We start from the raw sequence: 20,329 nt of genomic DNA on the forward strand, positions 1-20,329 counted from the left end.
AATTAGATTAAAGAATTACTTGTAGCAGAAGTATGATCTAGGTCATTAAACATATGGATGCATGGTAAAGGCTTGTCAATGAATGTCGGCAGGTAAAAAGGATAGAGGAAAAGCGTGTGGTGCCAGTTTTTTCTGACACCACAGAGGCTTGATGTTACTTATAAATATTTAATCCATGCTTGCTTGCTGGCTTGTTTATAGGCACTAAATCGCTTTACGGGATAATATAAAAGCACGATTAAGCTTAGGGCTATCAGCCAAACCCAAGCCATATTATCGACGCCTAACAGCTCACCATGATTAGCGCCAAACACGTATTTACTGATCCCATAAAGTAGTAATAATACATACAAATGAAGAATATAGAAAAACATGGGGACAGAGCCAAAAGTCGACAGTACTTGGCCAAACTGATTGTTTAAGCGCTCAAAGCCCACTAAACCGATAAACATCACCCCTAGGGTTATCAGTAAAAAACTTAACGAAGGAGGATATTTAGTTAAATTAAATATCGACATTAATGACTCACCTAAATGGGAGCCCAATTGCCATGGTAAGGTTTCACCATAAATATTGCCGCCTCGTAAGATAATAAATAAAGTTAAGCAAGCAAGCCCCAACAGAAGCAATTTACGTTGTCGGCTGTTGGCGAGTGATGATTTTGCAAATATAGGGCCGGCAGCATAACCCAGTAAAATGACTCCCATCCACGGCAGTGCGGGATAACTTATTTTGACTTTTAACGCGCCATCGGCAATTAAATAGCCGCGATCATGCAATATAGTCCAGACACTATATCCCCACTCATTTGGCATAAATTGAATTGGGGTTAATAGATTATGACCAAATACTATCGTAAATCCTAACAGCGCCATGATTGGCCGCGGTAAATTAATTAACGCGGCTAAGGTTAGCATGCTTAAACCTATGACCCAGATGACCTGCAACCACAAGGTATGGTAGTTGCCCATCCAAGAAATATTGATCACCAGTATTTCAAGCCCAATTAAAAACAGTCCACGTTTGATTAAAAACTCCCGTGCTGAGCGTGGCTGTAATGGGTTTCGATTAGCATAAAGCCAGGCTGATACGCCTGTTAAAAACACAAACACTGGTGCACAGAAGTGCGCAGCAAAGCGGCTGACAAACAATTCCCATGACGTGGTGCTTAAATCCATCGGGTCGCTTACTTGCATGTGCAGGTAAAATCGTTCACGAACGTGATCTAATAACATAATGAGCATAACGGCGCCGCGCATCATATCAATACTGCTGATCCGTTTAGCTTTTATTGCGCCATCCATAGCATTAGCCTGCTGATTAGAACTCATAAGACACACTCACTTTGACACTGCGCGGTTCGCCTGGTACAGCCCATAATGCTGAGTAACTGTTAGCGATGTAATGTTCGTCAAATAGGTTTTCGATGGCAAGGCCTAGATTGATATTGTTATCAAGGCGGCTATTTACAAAGAGCCCGACTAACTGGTAAGCCGATAATTGAAACTCAGGATCGACAGCATCGCCAAGTCTTGAATCGACATAACGCCAGTTAATTCCGGCATTACCATCAATATTAAAAACGGATAAGTCTTGTTTAATTATCACACTGGCAGTGTGTTTGGGGACATTGACTAATCTGCTGCCAGCACTCACCATCACGCCCCAATCAGGGTTAATCACTTCATTGACTGTGCGGGTATCCAGGTAGGCGTAAGACAGTTTTGCCGTTACACTATCAGTTAAATCGGCATCAAGGTCGACCTCAACGCCTGTACTTTTCGCTTCACCTAAGGTGGCCGAAAAGCCTACGTTGACAGGATCCGCGGTTAAAATATTACTTTTCTTGGCATCAAAAATCGCCACCGTACCCGTTAATGGCATATCTTGACGCCATTGAGTCATAAACTTTATCCCAGCTTCGACAGAGGTACTTTCTTCTGGAGCAAAAGCACTGCCAGCATAATCGGTACCCGATACGGGTAAATAGCCTTCGGAATACACGGAATAAACACTGAGTTCATCTGAGTAAACGTACACTAAACCGATTTTAGGACTGACCCGTTGATCGGATTGTGATGACGCAATTTGGGTGACAGCATCGTCAATTTGTTGATCGTAAGCATCAAAACGTAAGCCTAGCTGCAATTTCCATTTGTCGGTTAAATCCATTTGGTCTTGAATGTAAGTGCCCCATGCATGTTGCTGCTCTTGCTTTTGATACAGAGGACTGACATCAGGTTGAATATTGCTGTACACCGGTTGAAAGATATTGATTGCATAATCACCTTTACTACCACGGTAGCGATAAAGCCCGGTGTATAATTGATAATCGTAGGCATCAACGCCCACTAACAAATTATGATTAATGTTTCCCGTCATTACGCTACCGCTGATCTCAAATCGCACCGCATGATCGACCGAGTTATAGTCACGGTAGCGATGTTGGCGGGTGAGGGTTTCACCGTCGTCATATAATGATTGGCGGCTTTGCGCTAGCTCCGCATCTGAAGAAAAGCCGTTTAATGTCGAATAACGGTAACCGTAGCCAGCAGACAAAGACCATTGTTGATTGAGTTGATTGTCATAGGTGAGCTGATGACTTTGTGCCTCAATCTCAGTAGCACCATCATTGGGATCGCCTAAATAACGCGACCTTGGTACGGTATTGATATTGTTGTCGATAACCACGATACCACGATCAAATAACTGCTCTTGCTTGAGGTATTCCATTTCATACAATAACGAACTGTCGTCATTTATTTGCCAACGAAAAGATGGCGAAACCACCTTTTTATTGCTAAATACTTCATCTCTAAAACTGCCATAATCTTGCCAAGCACCGTTAATTCTAAAGGCGATGTCTTCACTTAAGCCTGTGGTGAAATCGCCTTCGAGTCGATATTGATCTTCACTGGCAGCCGATGCTTTAAGAAAACCGCTGGTTTCATATTGTGGTTTTTTTGTAATGATGTTGATGGTGCCACCCGGTTCAGAACGACCATAAAGTGCTGACCCCGGGCCTTTTAGTATTTCGACGTATTCAACATTCGACAAGTCGCGGTGGCCACTGAATGCACGGCCGCCATTAAAGCCATTGATTAAATATCCAGAGGGAATATTTTCATTTCCTGGAAATCCTCGTAATGAAAAACTGTCCCATAATCCACCACCGTCATTTTGTCTGGCGATACTGGATGAAAAATCCAATAACTCTTGAAACCGAGTCACACCAGTGTCTGAAATCAAACTGCTGTCTAATACGGTTATCGCTTGTGGAAGCTCCTGACTTGCTACATTGCCTCGATATGCCTGGCGATAGTGAATACTGATCCGTTCTATCTCGGCTGTACTTTGTGCCACTGGCTTAGCTTGAGTTAAGGTAGGTGTTAACTCAGACTCAGCGGCCATGATATTGACGCTAACAGAAAATAGGGTGCAAGCCCCAATTGAATAAAGGTTTGGTTTTAATAAGGTTTTCATTGTCTCTCCGACAAACAGCAAACAACATTGAGCCATAACAAATGCAAGGCATTCATGCCACACAATTGGTTAAGCTAATCGATAAAATTAAATAATTTATGAGGCTGTTTGCGGTGGAGCGCGAGTATTAAAAAAACGCGTAAACTGCGAGGTAAATGAAATTAATTGGAATTGTTGACGCACATAAGATTGCACCATAACAGGTACAATGTAAGGAGTTGAGGTGATGACATTTTGAAGTTGATGTAACGACGAGCAATGAACACTGTGATGTTTTGCCGTGTCTTCAATGTGAGTGATGCTGTGGATCGATGAGGCGACAGACAGCAAAATCACCATGGCAATGAGCCACAGTGCTAAAAAATGCTTATTGTCTTTGTGATACGCCAATGCCGACCCCTTGTTTTTAGGTTGGCGATTGTAAATGACTAGCATTTACATTAGCAATGATAAAAATAATTATTTACAGATTAACGCACTCCATTAACCGAGCGAACTTTGATTAACCGAGCTAACTTTGGCTTGTGACTGCGTATAACAGCTTATTCAAAAAGGGTGGGAAAGGGTTAATGGGCCGATGAGCGGATAGGTTGAATCAATTGTTCCCCTATCACGTCTTTTGGCATAGGTTTGCCAAAAAAATAGCCTTGGGCTAAATCGCATCCCAATGATTTGATTAAGTCTGCGGTGTCTTGGTGTTCTATGCCTTCGGCAACCACGGTACATGCTAAATGCTTGGCCAAATAAATCACCGATTTTACAATCGCAAGATCGGCATCTTGATGATGGATATTGCTGATAAATGAGCGGTCAATTTTAATTTGCTGAATGGGCAAATCACGCAACATCTCAAGGGATGAAAAGCCAGTCCCAAAATCATCAATACTGAATTTACCGCCTAACCTGGCAATGTAATTCATCGTCTGCTTAGCTTGCTCTGCATCTATCATCATTGCACTTTCTGTGATTTCGAACATCACCTTTTGCGATGTGTGGTTATTTTTGATTAGCGTGGAGACTTTATTCACGAGTTTAGTGTCGTGTAAATCTTTAGCGGACAAATTAATGTGAATACATAAGGCTAAACCCAGCGATTCAAAATAAACCATGTCCTTGGCCACTTGTAGCATAACCCAGGTGGTAATCTGATTAATTAACGTAGTTTGCTCAGCAATGGGGATAAATAGGCTAGGGCAAAAATAACTGCCATCGGGCCGAGGCCACCTTATCAACGCTTCTACACCATAAAATTGTTGATTATCCATTTTAACAATTGGTTGATACCATAATTCAAACTCTTGTAACTCAATGGCTTGCTTTAATAAAGCACTGATGTTGACCTTTTCAACCGCATTACTATTAAGGCTTTGGTCATAAAGACAAAATGGAGCGGATAAATGTTTACTGGAGTACATGGCAATGTCGGCTTGCTGCAGTAGCTGACCTATTTCTATAGCTTGGCTTGGATAATGGCTTACCCCCACACTGGCCCCGACAAGTAAGTCATACGTTTCAATTGAAAAGCCATTTTCGAGTGCCAAGTGGATAGTGTTTATGGTGGTAACGATTAATGATGGGTCGATTTGAGTGTCAATGACCGCAAATTCATCGCCGCCTAACCTGAACAGTTGCGCAGAACGGGGCAGGTGATCTTGGATACTTTTACCCACCTCAATTAATAATAAGTCGCCGTAATAATGGCCCAATGCATCATTGACTTGTTTAAAGCGATTTAAATCAATTAATAATAAGCTAAATGGTTTACCTTTTGCGACTTGTTCGGTTAACGAGTCCATCAGGTATTTGCGATTCGGCAGGCCCGTTAGACTGTCGTGCAGAGCAATATTTCGCTCACTAATGACTAACTTCTCTACTTTTAGCAAGCTGAGTAAGCTAAGGCGAGTCACCAATACCACAAAGCCACCACCAAAGAGCATGATCACGCAAAAAATGATATCAGGCGTCGCAATCTCATGATGCTCACACAAATAATAAAATACGCCGAGATAACCCATTATAAAAAAGACAATGAGTGAGCGCAGTATTCGCCATCCTAGGCTATTGTCTTTGTGGCAAATGTCAGTTACTGCTCGCAAGCTGTAAACTAATAATCCGATCCCTAATACAAGCATTAACAAAGCTAATATCTGTAACAATCGTAATTTCCTGTGTCAATGAACGGTGATGAGCGACATAACCTAAACCGCAAGAAGGACGTTTTATCCGAATTAGGGTATTGATTCTAGCGTGTCGTCAGTAGTGTGTAGTCATAAGGAGGAGATTAAATCAGTTTACCTTGTATGGTTGCTATTCTTCGTAATTTTATTGCTTCAATAAAGCTGAGTGAAATCATTTATATTGGAACGTTGGCTGCTAAGCAGAGATTGAATACAGTGATATCACTATAGTGTAAGAAAGGATTTTTTGCCTACATGGTGTTGCTTGAATATTAACAATAATGATGCGATTACCCCATTACTGAGATAACCGCATCGTTTATCGTTAACCTGTTAACGGATAGAGCTGACTAGCCTCTGTAACCAAATAACTTTTGTTCCATAATCGCTTTACCCACAGCCTCAGGCACGGCATCAACCCATTCACCTTGACCACGGCAGATTTGCTGTAATATTTCACGAGAAAAAATATTAAACAAATCAGGATTACTGGATTCAATACTGGTGATAAAGCCGTTATCCAGTACATGACGGAATAAGTAACGTAAGTTATTAGGCACGCTGAGGGTATTTAAATCATTGATTTCACCTTTTTCATCTTGTTCAGGGTAAACGAACAACCGGGTGTTATCAGGGAATAATTTACCAAAAGCCTCAAGAATACCGCCTTCCATACCACGGTAATATTCTTCGTCAAAAATTTGTTTGATATTGACAATACCCACCACAATCCCAATTTGTAGCTGTGTATATTGACGGAAATAAGCGCGTAATGAGAAGTAACGGGTGTAATCCGAAATCATCACGTTATAACCTAATAAATTAAGTAATTTAACGCGTTCCATAATGTCTTTTTCAGACATGTTGGCATCTTTACCGTGTAGGTCATTGAGCGATATTTCTGCAATTAATACGGTATTTTTATCAGTGACACCTTCTTGTGTCGAAAAGGCTTTGTAGCCTTGCTGGATCATATCCACATTGAGGTTGGTAACAGGTTTAAATGAACCTCGAATGGTTAACACGTTCTTTTTGTAAAGCATATCGGCAGGTACCGCGACAGTGCCGTCCGCTTTGAACATAATTGCACGGGTTTTCCAGCTACGAATAAGGTGGATGTTTTTAGCCTGGTTATCGACGTCTTCAAAATACGGACCTTGAAAATCAATGCAATCAATTTCAATACGATTGGCTTTCATGTTATCGGTTAACGAGTCGATAATCATTTTTGGGTCTTCAAAGTAGTAGTAACTGGCATAAATGAGGTTGACCCCCAAAATGCCTAACGCTTGTTGCTGAGCTTCAGCAGTATCGTCAAACATGCGCACATGGACAATGATGTTAGATGGCTCTGCACCTGGGTACATTTGAATTCGCACACCACACCAGGCATGACATTCATTTTTGCGATTAAAACTTTTAGCCGATACCGTAGTGGCATAACTAAAATAACGTGATGATTTTGAACGCACCCCACCAACACGATCGACAACAAGATCGAATTCTTGTTCCATCATTGCAAGTACACGGGCTTTACTGACATAACGACCATCTTCTTGGACACCGTAAATCGCGTCAGAGAACTTCATATCGTAGGCAGACATGGTTTTAGCGATCGTTCCTGCTGCAGCACCCGCGACAAAGAAGTTACGTGCTACTTCTTGGCCTGCGCCAATTTCAACAATAGTGCCGTATTTCTTTTCGTCTAAATTGAGACGAAGGGCTTTTTCTTTGGTGCCACGCGAACTGACTTGCTTATCCATATTATCTCCACACGATTTACAACTAACGTTTACTCACTGCCCGCAATGTTATCGCAACAGTCTATATCTGTCAGTGTTAGATTGAAATTATTGAGTTTTATTGTGTCAACGCCTGAGTGTTAACGGCGATTAGTTAACGGGCACATCTAACATTGTTTGTAAAAAAACGGCCGAAAAAGGCGCTTTTTGTTGTTTTTTAATTTGTGGGCTCAAGCCGTTTTCAATGAGCACAAACAAATAGTCATGGCCATTGCTGGCTTTAACTCTGCCGGCCAAATTGGCCACGCCTAACATGCTGCCAGTTTTGGCAAACACATGATTTTTTAGCGGTGATTTATTAAAGTAGCGTTTATAACGCAAGGTGCCACTGACGCCAGACTCTGGCAGGGTATCGAGTAAAAAATGATATTCCGGCATTCGATAAACCGTGGTTAATACACTTAATACTTGCTCTGCACTGAGTAAATTATACCGTGACAACCCAGAGCCGTCGGCTAAATTAGCATCGGCCAAATCAATCCCTAGCGAATACAAAATGGCTTTCATGGCCTGACTACTGCGGGCAAAATCACTTGGCGATTGAAAATAAGCTTCGCCCACTTTTTTTAATAAACTGTCAGCAATTAAATTGTCAGATTTTAATAGCATGGTCGATAACAATTCAGTTAATGGGGCAGAGTGATGACTGGCAATTAATTGCCGCTGACCGCCAGACGGTGTGAGCTGTGCGCGGCTCAACGCCATCGGTGCGTTGTGCTGTATGCCTAAGGCGGTAAGTTGCTTAGCCACGATATGTTGGGCATAAAGCGCCGGTTCAGTAATGGCGATAGCTAGCGGCAGTGATTTCGCGCCAACGTGACACCCGCTAAGGTGGTAACGATTATTATCAAAGCGACTCAGTGTGAGCTGGCAAGCAGGCTGGCTATTGGCCTGTGTGTATACCGAACCAACAGGTGCGACTTTGTATTGTGAGCTGGCAACAACCGGATTAACAAAGTACGCTTCGTTGGTGATGTTAATTGGGCGTTTACCCATCATACTAATACTGGCTGTTTTGTCGTAGCCTGTGGTCGATAAACGGCCATAAACGCAATTCTTATCAATAATAAACGGTGAAATAGGTGCAGCATAACAAATGCCTAAATCGTCCCACACCCAGCCTGGTGCTTGTAATTGGCTGTCTTGATCGCTGACTAACACCACCTGGCCATCAATTTTTCTAATGCCCAAATTTTTGAGTGAAGTCAGTAATTGCTGTAAATCTTGATACGTTAATGTTGGATCGCCACTAAACTCGATGTAAATATCACCCTGATAAACGCCATTCTTAATCTGCTGTTTATTGAGGGGGGAACTGGCATAAGTACTCAATTGCGTTTGATAGTAAAACCCACGACCTAACTGTTTAGTTGCTGCTAGTGCCGTGAGTAATTTTTGGATACTTGCGGGCTGCATTAATGATTGGTTGTTGTAAGTAAATACTGCTTGTTGGGTCGTCATGTCCCACACGCTAATACCAAGTTGAGAGTAGGCAGGTTTAAGTAACTGCAACATGCTCTCTAGGTATTGTGCTGCCGGTTTTGGCGCTGACTCATCAGAGGCCAATGGGACTTCAGTGACGAAGCTTTGCGGTACCGTTATTTCTGCAATGGCAACTGGCGCCATCACAACATGAGCCGCCATAACAGTTAAACTGGCAACAAAAGTCCATAAACGCGTAACACGAGGCTGCTGTGGTTTATTGTGGGGTAACGCCGTTAAAAACGGTAAATGCATATAGGCCTACAACTTAGTTAACGTGCGATTTAGTCAAGGTACAATTTTGTTAACGTGCAACTTAGTCAATGTGCAATTATGATCAATGCTTTACACAGTTTAGGTATTTTAGCGTAACAAATTATTCGCTGATACGACTATTGCACCCACAGCTTAAATATATTGCCGCGATATGCGCAAACCTATTCCATTTATGCTTACCTTTGGGTGTCGTTAGCTAAAATGTTGTATTTTGAATCGCAAAGGGCATGTTGCAAGTGGATACCGCTGTGCAGTTAGTCAGCAGATTGGTAATTATTTAACGCTGTTGTGTTTATTTTAGCCAAAGAAAGCCATTAAAACCGCCCTAAAGGAAGAAACATCTTGCTCATCACCTTGTTAGTCGGTAATTTCTATCAGCTAAATTATGCGTCAAAGACATGTTTTACTTGTGCTGCTTCTCTATTAAGCCCAATGAACCTGAAAATAAACTGCGCTTTAGCTTATGATAGACGTTGTGTCAGGTTTGATAAAACGGATACCAATATCACATAGAAAAAGCACCAGTGCTTTAGTTGATTAAAACACACGATATCGAAATATCACCGCCCACATAATCATAACGATAGGCTGTGAAGTTTGTTATTTTGCTCATCACATTATGATGAGCACTCATTTTAAGGAGGATGCCTTGCTGGATAAGTTAGGTGGTATTGCGCTAAAAGCTGATGCTGTATCTTGGTTACTTAACCCCCAAGATTTTAAACAAGCATTATTAGCTAGAATTGCGTCAGCAACATCTTCAATTTACATTGCAGCTTTATATGTTGAAGACGATGAAGCCGGGCGTGAAGTGTTGCATGCGTTGTTAGCCGCTAAAGCGCGCCAACCAGATTTAGACATCAAAGTATTAGTGGATTACCATCGTGCTCGTCGTGGTTTAATTGGCCATAAAGGCGACAGTGGTAATTACATTATGTACCGCAATTTGATGGCCGAAGCATCTCATCCTTTTGACATTATTGGTGTGCCTGTAAAATCGCGCGAGTTCATGGGGGTGTTACACCTTAAGGGCTTTATTATTGACGACGCGGTGATATACAGTGGCGCGAGTATCAATAATATTTATTTGCAGCAAAAAGACAAATACCGTTTTGATCGTTATCACCTAATTGAGTGCGCAGAGTTAGCGCGCAGCATGCGAGATATGATCAAGCAAGATATCGTCAACGACTCTGCTGTGTGCGTATTGACCCAGCCATTAGAAAGCGAATGCAACCCAGAAAAGCAAGACATTAAGAGCTTTAAGCATCGACTGTCTCAAGCGCATTATCAATACAAAACCACCACAGTGGGAAATCGTGTTACCCCATTGTTAGGTTTAGGGCGCAAAAACAATTTACTTAACGACACTGTGATTAAGTTGGTTGAAAGCGCGAAACAACAATTGTTTATTTGCACGCCTTATTTTAACCCGCCAGCAATTTTAAGCCGAGCGTTAGCTAAGCATCTGCGCGAGGGTAAAAAGATTGATATTGTTGTGGGCGACAAAACAGCGAATGACTTTTATATTCCCCCAGAGCAAGACTTTTCTACCATTGGCGCTCTGCCTTACATGTATGAGCAATCGTTACGTAAATTTGCGAAACGTCAGCAATGGGCCATCGAAAATGGACAGCTAAACATACATTTGTGGAAAGATGGCATTAACAGTTTTCACTTAAAGGGCATCAGTGCAGATAACCGCAAACACCTGATTACGGGCTCTAATCTTAATCCTAGAGCATGGGCATTAGATTTAGAAAATGGCCTGTTATTGCATGATGAGTCGGGCAGTTGGAAAGAATCGTTTATTGCTGAACAGCAACATATCTTGTTGCACACTGAGCGACTGTTCCACTACAGCCAGATTGATACCTTACACAAATACCCTAAGCCGGTAAAAAAGGTTATGAATCGTATCCGTCGTTTAAAAGCTGACTTTTTATTGCGTCGTATTCTATAATCTCCGCTACAGCACAGTTGCTTATCCAACTTCCTTCACCACTCTAACGAGTGGTGAAATTTTTTCACATCAGAGCGTTATATGAATCCTGTTGTTAATTCAAAAGCAAAAGCACCACTCCATGCGGTTCATCGCTTGCACGCTTATCGAAAATCATTGTCGACTAAGCCCTTTGGTGCGCGGGGGAAAAAGCTTATTCGCTGTGAATTATGTTTGTTGGGTGAATTGTTTTGTACCTGCGAGCATCGTCAATATTTGGCAACGCAAGTGAGTTTTATGCTGCTGATGTACAATGATGAGGTGTTAAAACCGACCAATAGTGGCCGTCTTATTGCAGACCTGATCCCTGACACTCATGCCTTTTTATGGACACGAACTGATATCGACCAACAGATGTTGGCGTTGTTAGCCGATGAGCGCTATCAACCGTACTTAGTGTTTCCGCAACAATATATTGAAAACCAGCAGCCTATCGTGAATCAAATTTTGCCAGACAATCTACTTCAAGCTAACGGTAAGATGAAAACCCCATTATTGGTTATGCTCGATGGCAGTTGGCGTGAAGCGATTAAAATGTTCCGTAAAAGCCCTTATTTGCATCAAATGCCGGTATTGTCATTCGCCCCAGAAACGCTAGCGACTTATGCATTACGCAAAGGTAGCCATGATTTTCAATTAGGCACCGCGGAAGTGGCATCATTGGCATTAACGGCGGCGCAAGAACCACAAAATGGTGCGGCGCTGTCTGCTTGGTTTGATTTATTTGTCGAATCATCATTGCTCGGTCGTAATCGCCGTGCAAAAGAAACCTTAACGCCCATTGCTCATTACATTAGTGCATTTACGGATGCACTTGCCGCGAGCCAAACACAAACGCTTTGTGATGAATAAATACCATGTGGTATTTGCATATTATTGATTTATACGGGATGCTAAATAACGGTTAACGTGGCTTATGAGTGTTGCTGCTTTACTTTTGTCAGGGATTAATCGCATCATATAAAGCCGCCGATTTGTTTAGCTTACTCAAACAGTTTGTTTACGTAATACCGTTTAGCGACCAGTGTAAAAGTTGGATAGGGTAAATTGTCTCATCATTTGTTTAAGGATTATGTCACGATATTATGGAAGACTTGCTTAAAAGTACTCAGCAATACAGCCCGCAAAAGTTACTCATACTCTTTCGGCTTGAGCCTGGTTGTTTAGGGCCCGATGGCGTTGATCATATCGACACCTTTTGTCAGCTTGCTGAGCGCACGTTAACTCACCTCAATGCCGATGTTTGTCAGTGGTTTATTTCACCTCGTTTTGATAAATCATTAGTTGAGATCCAATATAGTCTTGCCGGCAAAGTCTTACCTCGCGACAAAGCGCTTAAATTTGTACAATCGTTTGAGCAAAACCTCGATACCCTGGAAGAGCGTTTTGAAGATAAGCTCACGCAGTTGATTAATCAATATATTGCCCGTAAACAGGCGCCATAAAGGCAAACCGCTATCAAGTGGCTAATGCAACCAGAATGCAATCAGAACGCAACCAGAATGCAATAAAAGTGCAGTCACACAATGTAATACCAGCACCATGCTCTAATACCTGTATCATAAAATAAGACCCGAAATGATACCAAGTGTGAATGAGCAGAGATGCCGGTTATTAAAAACACGGCAGTAGCAACGATGTCGTCTCAATTTACGCTAACCATTTTATTTGTTAACCCTATGCAGTTTTGGGTTTCATCACCTCTCATAGGGATTCTTTATGTCAACCAGTGACACTATTCATCTTGGCGATACAGCAACGTTAAACGATGCAAATCTGCACCAATTACTGCAACAACAATTTGGTTTCGATCAATTTAGACCCGGTCAACAAGCTGCGATAGAAACGATTTTATCAGGTCATTCAGCGCTAGCGATTTTTCCTACAGGTTCCGGCAAGTCTTTGTGTTATCAATTTTGTGCACAACAGTTGCCTAGTCTAACCTTAGTTATTTCACCTTTACTGGCATTAATGAAAGATCAGCTGGCATTTTTAGCCAGCAAAGGCATTGCCGCCGCCAGTATTGATTCAAGCTTAACTTATGAGCAAACCCAACAAGTCATGCGGGATGTACGCGACAATCGCACCCGGATTTTAATGGTGTCGGTTGAACGTTTTAAGAACGAACGCTTTAGGCAATTTCTGCACTCTGTGGCAATTTCTTTATTAGTGGTTGATGAAGCGCATTGTATTTCAGAATGGGGGCATAACTTTCGTCCAGATTATTTAAAAATTCCGCAGTTTTGTGAGGCGTTCTCGATTCCACAAACCTTGTTATTAACCGCCACCGCCACAGAGCAAGTGAAGCACGATATGGCTTCGCGTTTTGGGCTTGAGCCGCACCATATTATTCAAACGGGTTTTTACCGACCGAATCTTGATTTATCCGTTGTTGCTGTAAGCCAGCAAGATAAAAATAATCATCTTGCGCACTATGTTAAGCATTTTACTGCTGATGGCAGCCCTGGCGCTGGCATTGTGTATGTTACCTTGCAGCAAACGGCAGAAGAGGTCGCGCAGTATTTAATGAGTGAAGGCGTGAATGCTCGCGCATATCATGCGGGTATGGAGCAAGATGCTCGCCAAGATATTCAGCAACAATTTATGGATAATCGCATACAAGTGATTGTGGCCACCATTGCATTTGGCATGGGCATCGACAAATCAGACATTCGCTTTGTGATGCATTATGACTTACCTAAATCGATTGAGAATTACAGCCAAGAGATCGGCAGAGCAGGGCGAGACGATAATGTGTCGCATTGCATTACCTTGGCTAATCTTGATGGCTTAAATACGGTCGAAAATTTCGTCTATGGCGACACGCCAGAACCTGAAAGTATTGCTAATTTGTTGGATATTATTGCCTGCGAGACCGATCAAGGTCGTTGGGAAGTGCAAGAGTTATCCTTGTCTACCGCTTGTAATATCCGTACGTTGCCGCTTAAAACGTTATTTGTGCAATTAGAGCTGATGGATGTGATTAAGCCAAGTTTTGCTTATTTTGCCGACTTTAAATATCGCTTTGTTGAAGACAAGCAAGCAATACTCAATCGCTTTAATGCTGAACGCCAAGTGTTTTTAAATCAAGTCTTTGAGCACACTCAGTTTAAAAAAATCTGGGGACAATTGAATTTTGACAGCTTGTATCAGCAATATGGTAGTGAACGTCAACGCGTGGTGGCCGCGCTAGAATATTTAGCCGAACAGAATTTAATTATTCTTGAAACCAAAAAAATCACTCAGGTGTACAGTGTTAAGCAACATGCCTTGAGTAGCGAATCGCAAAGAGTGCAATTGACGCAACAATTAGCGCAATACTTTAGCGGCAATGAGCATAAAGAAATTGTCCGTATTGGTAAGCTGGTGGATTTTTTTGAGCTCGACACTTGCTTAAGTGCCGCATTAGCTCAATATTTTGATGATCAAGCAGCCCCCAAAACATGTGGCCATTGCAGTGTTTGTCGAGGCGAAATTGCGGTATTATCTAAACAGACGTTGGTTTCATTACCAGATACGGCCAACGTTGCTGCACTGCTAGCGCCTCTGCACCAAGTGGCCCAAGCAAAATCGTTACCCACGGTGACCATCGCAACACAGGCTAAGTTTTTAGCAGGTATGGTGATGCCAAGGTTTAGCCGTATGAAGGTTAAACAATTAGCCGGCTTTGGTCGTTTTAGTGCTTATCGATATCAAGATATTCTGGATGCAGTTAAGAAGGTGAATTCATGAAACCCGTTCCTGAAGCATTATTAAAGAAACACGCCAATTTAGTGCAAACTGAAGGCGTGACTGTTATTTCTCATACTCAACGTGAAACTAATGATTGGGTATTGCAAACCTTGATGATTGAAAATTGTGATGTTCCGTTCAAATACAAGCGTCCTAAACGGTTTAAGAGCTTGCAAGGGCAAAAGGTCAATTTAATTTATTATCCGTCAAAAGAAGTGGTTGCCGGCTTTGAAATTGAAATTATGCAAGTTGTGCGAGTGAGACGGTATTAGCGCGAGTTAATCTCAGTAAAGTCATAAGTGCTAATTGTCAGCACCATTGAAGATAGAGTGATAGCTGCTTGAGCATCAATGGTGTCTCTAAAATGTTGGCAAGGTTTTACATTTCCTATCCCCAATCAACCTGAAGAGGCTCTGAAACATGCTTCTTAGGTTGATAGGCTATATACCCGTTCTGTTAATCCATTTTCTATATCTGCTTTCTATAGCCCGTTTTGTAGATTAATTCTGTAGCTCCATTTTATAGCCAGTTTTGTAGTTCAATTCTGTAATTCAATTCTGTAAATATTAAATCCTATATCGATGAGCCTTATCAATGCAGTGCATTAGAGTCATGCCGCTTATTATCAATAGCTTATTTCGCAAATTATTAATCGCTAAATGTAAATTCACTGGCTGCGCGCCAAATGCGATAACGTAATTGCGCATCTTTAGGAAGATAAAATACTTTGGCTAAACGGCTGTCATACTCTTGAGTTATGGTGTTGTTAAGGCTGATGAATTGGGCCTTTTTAGCTTCTGTACACATCATTTTTGTACTTGGTCCTTGGATAATACTGTCAACTTGGTAGTAAGGATATCCCCAGCCTTCGAGCGCTAATGTGTGGATGTCACCCATTAGGTGCATTTTATTACAATCAACTAGCTTATTCTGGCCAATTTGAATTTCGATCAAATATTGAGATTCATCGTTAAGCTTTGGCAGGGTTAATATATGCTGCACCATGTTTTCTTTAGGTGCAGGGTACATCTTAGTGTCAGCTTGAGTTTTATAATTATCATTGTCCATTACACTGGTTTGAATCACGAGCTGTTGTTGCACTTGTTCCACTTTTGGCATGGCGTAGCCAGTAAAAGAGGTGCTGGCAATCAAGGCGCTGAGTCCAAATGTCAATTGTTTTATGTGTATTGTTGTTTTCATGATTAATCAATTCCCTGTTATGGCAAAGGTTACATATGAGCTGTAATGATGTCTTGTTTAAACGGGTTTATTAATGTGTTCTGACAATGACATGAGTGCCATTATTAAGCGACTCACTGTTTATAAACGTGGCGCTGTTGCAAAAGGGTTATTTTTACACTCATTTTAACATTAAAAGTTTGCTTAATATTAGCAACAACAATTGAGTTTACTTCATAAGTATGACATAACATACTGATAACCTTTGACACATTGCTTTTATCATAAGGTATCGTTCTCGATGCACAATAATCAAAACCTAGAACAAACCTCGCACATATTGCGTTTAGCGTTACCTAAAATGTCCGAGTTGGCAATTCCAGTGACACCGGAAAACTATGCCATTTGGTATGATTATTTTTCCGAGTCCAACCTTAATTTAAAACGTGCTATCGATGGGCTCATTGCCAATGATGTTAAGTTTACTCCAGAAGTTAATTTAGGATTATACAATCGCTTCATTGAGGAGCGTTCGCCTGAAATTATCGAAAACGTCCAAATAGAAACCCAAATATTGATCAATAGTTTGGTGCATAAAATTCAACAGTTGGGTGAAGGTACGGAGTCTTTTTCGACTAATCTCAGTGAGTTTGGCGTTAAATTGCAAACAAAGCCTGACGCAGACGAACTGAACCTCATTGTGTTGAGTATTGCGGCTGAAGTCGAACAAGTGATTGCCAGTAATCGTCATATGTCGACCAGTTTGGTGTCGTTGTCAGATGAAATTGCTAACCTCAAAAGTGAGATGGATAATTTGAGTAAGGTGGCGATGACAGATGAACTGACGTCGCTGAATAACCGCCGAGCTTATGAGCTGTTTGCTTCGGAGCAAATGACTAAATTTACCGATACGCAAACCGTGTGTAGTTTGTTGATGATAGACATCGATCATTTTAAATTGTTTAACGACACGTTTGGTCATCTAATTGGTGACAAAGTGCTAGCCTATGTGGCTTTAGCGATGAAACACACTGTAAAAGGTGATGACTTGGTGGCGCGCTATGGCGGTGAAGAGTTTGTAGTGATGTTACCCAATGCCAAATTACATGATGCGGTCAACGTTGCCGAGAAAATTCGCGAGCGTATTTCGTTAAAACAATTGTCGATTGGCAAAGAAAAGAAACAAAACTTAGGCCATATTACGGTGTCGATAGGGGTGGCTACACTGCAAACCGGCGATGATGTCGATACCTTATTAGCCCGTGCAGACGAGCAACTTTATAAAGCGAAAGCCTCTGGTCGTAATTGCGTTAAATTCGCGTAACGTGCGCTAAAAGGTGAGTAAACGAAAGAGGCCATCAGTAACACTGATGGCCTCTTGCTATTTATTATTGCTTTTAATTTTTGTCATTTTATCGATACGACGGTTTATCACAGCGCTTGTTTGTCTTGGTTTTCTAAATCCATGTGCATTTTGATCAAGTGCTCTTCCATATCAAACGACACGGTAAACCCCAATGATTTAGCCAAGCTGGCCATATTGCGGTTTTCGAACATAGTGAAACCGGTTAAATACAAGGTGTTGTTGTTTTTATAGTAAGAGATAAGCTTCTCTAACAATAACTTGCCTAAGCCAATGCCTTGATAATCACTGCGCACTGCCATAGCAAACTCAGCTTCGGTATTATCGGGGTCGATAGAGGCTCTTACTGCGCCTAAGGTTAACTCTTCACCCTCTGCTGTCATGGTAGTGGCAATAAAGGCCATTTCACGTGCATAATCGATTTGAGTCAATACAGCCATTTCTTCATGGGTCATGCGTGAACGTACCCCAAAGTAACGTTTGTACCTGTCCTCATCGCTAAGTGAGTTATCAAATTCTAAATGCTTAGGCTCATCTTCGGGCAATATTGGCCTAAGCATCACGGTTAAGCCGTTTTTAAGCGTTGAGGTTTGCTCTAATTCTTTTGGATAAGGCATGATGGCTAGACGGCCAATGTTGTCTTGTGGGCTGTCATGCAAGCGCATATTCACGTCTAACAAGGTAATTTTTTCGCCAGCCGCTAACACTGGGTTGATGTCGATTTCGGCAATCTCAGGACAATCAATAATTAAGTGCGATATTTGAGTGAGCATCACACACAATGCGTTCATATCAAGGCCTAATGGCAAATGTCTGTCGCGCAACTTATTGGTTTTAAGCGCTTGGATCACCATATAACGTGCTAGGGCCATATTTAACGGCGGTAGGGCAACGGCAGCATCGCGTGTTGGGTCCCATTCAGATCCGCCTTCACCTAAACAAATGGCGGGGCCAAATACCGGATCGTTTATGACCGACACCCGAATTTCTTGTGCGCCTGCTGTTAATGCCATTTTTTGAATGATTAAGCCATCTATCTTGGCATTAGGGTTAATTTGATGAACCCTGTCGATGATGGAGTGCGCGGCGTGACTGACATCTTCATCGGACGTTAAATTCAATACCACACCGTGTACATCAGATTTATACAGCAAATCAGGCGATTGGACTTTTAATGCCACTGGATAGCCGGCTTTATTGGCTACATTCACAGCTTCATCTACATCGCTAACAAACCAGGTATCAATGGTGTTTAAACCATAGGCTTTTAAAATATCGACGGCTTGATGTGTCTCAACCACGGTTTGCCCGCGATCGAGTGCTTGTTGTAATAGAGTTTTGGCAGCATTACGGTCGGCCGGAATGTTGTCTGGAATTGACAATGGCACTTCTTGCAACAGTTTTTGGTTACGACGATATTCAACCATGTGCATAAAGGCGCGCACTGCACCCTCTGGCGTACGGTAAGTTGGGATGCCTGCTTTAGTAAAACGTTTACGCCCAAGATAGGCGGAGTCTTCACCACTCCAATTAGTTAAAATGTTCATTCTATGGCGATGAGGGTGTTGGCTAATGGTATCGATTAGGCTGCTGGCAATCTCTACGCTTTCAGACAATATTGACGGTGAATGCAACACTAAAATGGTATCTGCATCGTTACTTTTCATTAAAATATCTAATGTTTTAGCATAACGCTGGTGGTCAGCATCGCCAATCATGTCGATAGGGTTTTGTCTTGACCAGGTGTCGGGCAAAATTTTATTGAGCTCGTTGATGGTGTCTTCTGATAATTGCGCTAACTTGCCGCCTTTAATGATCAGCTCATCTGCAGCAAGTACAGCAGGGCCGCCGCCATTACTCATAATGACTAAACGCTCACCTTTTAATGAGGTTGAGTGGGCAAGGCTTTCAACAGCCGCAAACAGTTCAATTAAGTCGTTTACTCTTAACATACCCGCACGGCGAAATGCGGCTTCATAGACGGCATCATTACCGCCAATGCCGCCAGTGTGCAGCATGGCTGCTTTTACGCCTTCATGGCTGCGGCCAGACTTAATCACAAAAATGGGTTTGTTGCGAGAGGCTGCGCGAGCGGCGGATAAGAAATGACGTTTTTCATTAATTGAATCGATATAGAGCATAATCGCGCTGGTTTTACTGTCGCGACCTAAATAATCGAGTAACTCATCAAAGTCGATGTCAGTGGCGTCGCCGAGCGAAATAAATGAGGAAAAACCAATGCCTTTATTGTTAGCCCAATCTAAAACCGTGGTGCAAATTGCCGCCGATTGTGACACAAAGGCAATTTTACCCGGTAAGGCGCCAACATGTGCCAAACTGGCATTTAAGCCAATCGATGGCAATATCATGCCTAAACTGTTTGGACCCAGTAAACGCATCCCGTAGCGCTTGGCATATTGTTTGGTGAGCGCTAATAAATTATTGCCGTGTTCATCGGTTTGTGAAGCCATACCAGAAGCCATAATGATGGCGACTTTACAGCCAAATTGGGCTAAGCGTTCAACAATGCTAGGCACTTTTTGGGCATTGGTGCAGATAATCGCTAAGTCTGGCTTTATCGGCAACGCTTCAATATTGGGGTAGGCTAAAACCCCCATTACCGCGGTATATTTAGGCGTAACCGGCATTATCGGTCCTGAGAACCCACTGGATAATAGGTTTTTCATGACGCCTTTTCCGGCACGCTTATTCCCGTTGGACGCACCAATCACGGCAACTGAAGTGGGCTTAAATAACGAGTGAATACTGCGCTGGCTCATGTTGGCGACCTTTGGTTACAACCGATGATAATCAGATTAGCATATTCTCAATA

14 protein-coding genes are annotated in these 20,329 nt (G+C 42.1%); 6 read left to right on the forward strand and 8 right to left on the reverse strand.

Features of this window, described 5'->3' with window-relative positions; translation table 11 throughout:
* Nucleotides 1–158: 158 nt before the first annotated feature.
* The 6 genes from AC19MX_RS07270 to dacB form a co-directional block, all read right to left on the reverse strand.
* Nucleotides 159–1,331 (reverse strand): acetyltransferase domain-containing protein, encoded by a 1,173-nt coding sequence (locus AC19MX_RS07270; RefSeq protein WP_432402089.1) that lies wholly within the window; start codon nt 1,329–1,331, stop codon nt 159–161.
* Nucleotides 1,321–3,483: a TonB-dependent siderophore receptor gene (locus tag AC19MX_RS07275; protein ID WP_498297351.1), complete on the reverse strand. Its 2,163-nt coding sequence runs from the start codon at nt 3,481–3,483 to the stop codon at nt 1,321–1,323. The genes AC19MX_RS07270 and AC19MX_RS07275 overlap by 11 nt, the downstream gene beginning before the upstream one ends.
* Nucleotides 3,484–3,579: 96 nt before the next feature.
* Nucleotides 3,580–3,873 carry a DUF2946 domain-containing protein gene (locus tag AC19MX_RS07280; RefSeq protein ID WP_498297352.1) on the reverse strand — a complete coding sequence of 98 codons (294 nt, stop codon included), beginning with the start codon at nt 3,871–3,873 and terminating at the stop codon, nt 3,580–3,582.
* A 176-nt stretch (nt 3,874–4,049) separates the two neighbouring features.
* Nucleotides 4,050–5,639, reverse strand: a complete 1,590-nt coding sequence (locus AC19MX_RS07285) for a putative bifunctional diguanylate cyclase/phosphodiesterase (protein ID WP_498297354.1) — start codon at nt 5,637–5,639, stop codon at nt 4,050–4,052.
* Nucleotides 5,640–6,010: 371 nt separating this feature from the next.
* Nucleotides 6,011–7,423 (reverse strand): TonB-dependent receptor, encoded by a 1,413-nt coding sequence (locus AC19MX_RS07290; RefSeq protein WP_498297356.1) that lies wholly within the window; start codon nt 7,421–7,423, stop codon nt 6,011–6,013.
* A 129-nt stretch (nt 7,424–7,552) separates the two neighbouring features.
* Nucleotides 7,553–9,199 carry a D-alanyl-D-alanine carboxypeptidase/D-alanyl-D-alanine endopeptidase gene (gene dacB, locus AC19MX_RS07295; RefSeq protein WP_498297358.1) on the reverse strand — a complete coding sequence of 549 codons (1,647 nt, stop codon included), beginning with the start codon at nt 9,197–9,199 and terminating at the stop codon, nt 7,553–7,555.
* A 643-nt stretch (nt 9,200–9,842) separates the two neighbouring features.
* Here dacB and pssA point away from each other — a divergent pair.
* From pssA to AC19MX_RS07320, 5 genes are all read left to right on the forward strand, one after another.
* Nucleotides 9,843–11,183, forward strand: a complete 1,341-nt coding sequence (gene pssA / locus AC19MX_RS07300; protein ID WP_498297519.1) for a CDP-diacylglycerol--serine O-phosphatidyltransferase — start codon at nt 9,843–9,845, stop codon at nt 11,181–11,183.
* An 81-nt stretch (nt 11,184–11,264) separates the two neighbouring features.
* Nucleotides 11,265–12,074, forward strand: coding sequence for a tRNA-uridine aminocarboxypropyltransferase (locus AC19MX_RS07305; RefSeq protein ID WP_432402077.1), 810 nt, complete (start codon nt 11,265–11,267; stop codon nt 12,072–12,074).
* 233 nt (nt 12,075–12,307) lie between these two features.
* Nucleotides 12,308–12,667, forward strand: coding sequence for a hypothetical protein (locus AC19MX_RS07310; protein ID WP_498297360.1), 360 nt, complete (start codon nt 12,308–12,310; stop codon nt 12,665–12,667).
* Nucleotides 12,668–12,941: 274 nt separating this feature from the next.
* Nucleotides 12,942–14,954 (forward strand): RecQ family ATP-dependent DNA helicase, encoded by a 2,013-nt coding sequence (locus AC19MX_RS07315; RefSeq protein ID WP_498297362.1) that lies wholly within the window; start codon nt 12,942–12,944, stop codon nt 14,952–14,954.
* Nucleotides 14,951–15,226: a hypothetical protein gene (locus AC19MX_RS07320; RefSeq protein WP_188953170.1), complete on the forward strand. Its 276-nt coding sequence runs from the start codon at nt 14,951–14,953 to the stop codon at nt 15,224–15,226. The genes AC19MX_RS07315 and AC19MX_RS07320 overlap by 4 nt, the downstream gene beginning before the upstream one ends.
* Nucleotides 15,227–15,602: 376 nt before the next feature.
* On the opposite strand, the gene eco is transcribed toward AC19MX_RS07320, so the two are convergent.
* Complete coding sequence (gene eco / locus AC19MX_RS07325; protein WP_498297364.1) at nt 15,603–16,154, reverse strand: serine protease inhibitor ecotin; 552 nt, start codon at nt 16,152–16,154, stop codon at nt 15,603–15,605.
* 280 nt (nt 16,155–16,434) lie between these two features.
* On the opposite strand from eco, the gene AC19MX_RS07330 reads away from it, so the two are divergent.
* Entirely contained in the window at nt 16,435–17,457 is a 1,023-nt protein-coding gene (locus AC19MX_RS07330) for a GGDEF domain-containing protein (protein ID WP_498297366.1), read from the forward strand.
* A 107-nt stretch (nt 17,458–17,564) separates the two neighbouring features.
* Here AC19MX_RS07330 and AC19MX_RS07335 read toward each other — a convergent pair whose 3' ends face one another.
* Nucleotides 17,565–20,276 carry a bifunctional acetate--CoA ligase family protein/GNAT family N-acetyltransferase gene (locus tag AC19MX_RS07335; RefSeq protein WP_498297368.1) on the reverse strand — a complete coding sequence of 904 codons (2,712 nt, stop codon included), beginning with the start codon at nt 20,274–20,276 and terminating at the stop codon, nt 17,565–17,567.
* Nucleotides 20,277–20,329 lie beyond the last annotated feature (53 nt).

This window comes from Shewanella sp. MF05956 (assembly GCF_059758055.1).